The following is a 2,675-nucleotide window of genomic DNA, read 5'->3' as shown; positions in this document are numbered from 1 at the left end:
CTATGGACGGCTCCTTCACGGTGACGCCGACAGGTTCCGCCGGTCCGGATGGGCCGGGGACTACGCCCGGCTGAGCCGCGTGGCGGCCGGGCGGTTCGACGCCGAGCGCGCGCTCCGAAAAGCGCTGGACATCGTCTCCTACGGGCTTGCGAACGAACTCCTGCGCCCGCCGGAGCCGGACGCCGTGCCTCAAGATGCCGTGCCTCCAGATGCCGGGCCTCCCGATGCCGGGCCTCCCGTTCATCCGGACGCCTTGCCTCCAGAGGCAGGGGATCAGGGGTTCCAGGTGGCTGCGAAGCTGCCCAGCGAGTAGCCGGCGCCGACGGCGAAGGGGGCGAGCCGGCGCCGCAGGTCCTCGCGCACGTGCGGCCACTCCTGCGAGAGGATCGAGAAGACGGCGGTGTCCGCGCGTCCCCCGCCTGGCGCCGCGCGGTGGCCGCGGAGGACCCCCTCGAATTGTGCGCCGAGGCGTTCGATCGCCGTCGCGCTCCGGGTGTTGCGGGCGTCGCAGCGGAAAGCCACCCGGTCCACTTCCAGTACCTCATAGGCGTAGGCGAGGAGCATGTGCTTGCTCGCCGGATTGACGTGGCCGCCCCAGAACTGCCGCCCGTAGAATGTTCCGCCGATTTCCAGGCGTTGCTGGTCCGGAACGTAGTCGCGGAGGGACGTCGTGCCCAGCAGGGCGCCTGTGCGCCCGTCCGTCACGGCGAACGGGATGGTGGCGGGATCCTCCAGCCGTGACCGGAACAGCGCCGCCAGCTCGCGGGCAGTCCCCGGCATCGGCGCCGCCATGCCTGCCCACATGCCGGCGTCCACAAAATCGAAGAGGCCCGCCGCATGGTGCGGGGCCAGCGGAACCAGCCGAATCCCATGGCCGGAGAGGACGATTTCGTGTCGCATTCGAGCATTCAATCACCGGCAGGATGGACAGGAGCGGCGAATCCGGCACCGACAGCGTGAACATTCGATGGCCGGCGGGTTGCCGCGGAGCTGGCGGGCCGGGAGGCCGGGGCCCGGGAGGCTTCCCGCTACCAGCCAGTAAGGTGGATGGGTGAATCAAAGCGACCCGAACCAGACGACGACTGCAATGCCGGTGGAAGAGCTGATCAAGAGCCTGTGCGCCACCATCCCGGACTATCCCAAACCAGGGGTCAGCTTCAAGGACCTGACCCCGGTGTTCGCCGACGGCGCCGCCTTCGGGGCCGTCGTCGATGCCCTGGTGGGACCTTTCCAGGACCAGTTCGACGCCGTCGCCGGAGTGGAGGCCCGCGGCTTCCTGCTCGCGGCGGCCGCCGCCTACGCCACCGGGACCGGGGTCATCACGGTCCGCAAGGCCGGCAAGCTTCCGCGCGAGGTGTTCTCCGAGGACTACGCCCTGGAGTACGGCACCGCCACCCTTGAGCTGCACACCACGGACCTGGCGCCGGGGAGCCGGGTGCTGATCCTCGACGACGTGCTCGCCACGGGCGGCACGCTCGGCGCCGCGGCGCGGCTGTTCGAGCGGTGCGGGATCCACGTGGCCGGCATCGGTGTGGTCATGGAACTCGGCGATCTTGGCGGCCGCACGGCCCTGACCGGCCACAACGTCCGGTCCCTGTTGCGGATCTAGCGGGCCTGCCGGGCTGGACCATCCGGGACGTGTCGGTAGAATTCCCTGACGAAGACTGCCTTGGCATTGTTCGGCGACATGCAACAGCCGTGCCGCCGAAATGGCTGTAGAATGGTGGGTCTGTCTTTTTCGATAGGGGAACGTTCGATGCACGACGCTGATTTGGCCCATGAACGCGACTATGTGGCCGGACTTTACGCCCGGCTCGATGAGTTGCGGGCGGAGAAGCGCACCCAGCTGGCTCAGGTGCGCCGGGCCGGTGCCGTGGGCACCATGCAGAACGTTTCCGAACGTGATGCCTTCGCCGCCCTCTACGAGGACCGCCTCGCCCAGCTCGACGCCGTCGATGACCGGCTTGTGTTCGGCCGCCTGGACCTGGACTCCGGGGAGGCCCAGTACATCGGCCGCATCGGCTTGACCACCGAGGACCTGCAGCGGCTCATGGTGGACTGGCGTGCGCCCGAGGCCGGCCATTTCTACCAGGCCACGGCATTCGACCGGCAGGGCGTCCGCCGCCGCCGCCACCTGATCCTGCAGGGCCGCGAGGTCAAGGCAATCGAGGATGACGTGCTCGACGCCGGCATGCTCGCCGACAACGATTCGCTCCAGGGCGAGGGTGCCCTGCTGGCTGCCCTGAACTCCAAGCGGACGGGCCGGATGTCAGACATCGTCGGCACCATCCAGTCCGAGCAGGACCGGATCATCCGTTCCTCCATCTCCGGCGCCCTCGTGGTCCAGGGTGGCCCGGGCACGGGCAAGACCGCTGTCGCCCTGCACCGCGCCGCGTACCTGCTCTACACGCACCGGGACCGGCTCAAGAGCGCCGGCGTCCTGCTGGTGGGGCCGACGTCGTCCTTCATGAAGTACATCGAACGCGTGCTGCCCTCGCTCGGCGAGACCGGCGTCGTCATGGCGAGCCTGGGCCGGCTGATGCCCGGCATCACCGCCGTGGCCGAGCCGGACTCCGCCGTCGCCGCCATCAAGGGCCGGCTTGACATGGCCGAGGTGGTCGCCAACGCCGTGGCCAACCGGCAGCGCATTCCGGCCGGAAACCGGACCCTTGAGG

At 69.3% G+C, this 2,675-nt stretch carries 4 protein-coding genes; 3 read left to right on the top strand and 1 reads right to left on the bottom strand.

All coding sequences use genetic code 11. From position 1 onward, the window contains the following. Positions 1-313 (top strand): hypothetical protein (locus tag LQV45_RS24790; RefSeq protein ID WP_230009267.1); only part of this gene is annotated, 313 nt, incomplete at its 5' end. Here LQV45_RS24790 and LQV45_RS24785 read toward each other — a convergent pair. Continuing rightward, a complete protein-coding gene (locus LQV45_RS24785; RefSeq protein ID WP_230009266.1) occupies positions 274-900 on the bottom strand; it encodes a GNAT family N-acetyltransferase in 627 nt (208 codons plus the stop codon). The two genes, LQV45_RS24790 and LQV45_RS24785, sit on opposite strands and share 40 nt — an antisense overlap. A 187-nt stretch (positions 901-1,087) precedes the next feature. Between LQV45_RS24785 and LQV45_RS24780 the strand changes: the two genes are divergently transcribed. Both LQV45_RS24780 and LQV45_RS24775 read left to right on the top strand, forming a co-directional pair. Then, the gene (locus LQV45_RS24780) at positions 1,088-1,609 is read left to right on the top strand and encodes an adenine phosphoribosyltransferase (RefSeq protein WP_230009268.1); all 522 of its coding nucleotides are present in this window, start codon (positions 1,088-1,090) and stop codon (positions 1,607-1,609) included. A gap of 147 nt (positions 1,610-1,756) precedes the next feature. Then, positions 1,757-2,675: UvrD-helicase domain-containing protein (locus tag LQV45_RS24775; RefSeq protein WP_230009265.1), on the top strand; the 919-nt coding region annotated here is incomplete at its 3' end.

Source organism: Microbacterium sp. Bi128 (assembly GCF_918698205.1).
Note: the sequence above shows the minus strand (reverse complement) of the source record. Positions and strands in the feature narration are given on the sequence as shown.

Bases quoted from the DNA above. Each gene is read 5' to 3' on its own strand.
- LQV45_RS24780 (WP_230009268.1), top strand. From the start codon at position 1,088: ATGCCGGTGGAAGAGCTGATCAAGAGCCTGTGCGCCACCATCCCGGAC.
- LQV45_RS24785 (WP_230009266.1), bottom strand. From the start codon at position 900: ATGCGACACGAAATCGTCCTCTCCGGCCATGGGATTCGGCTGGTTCCG.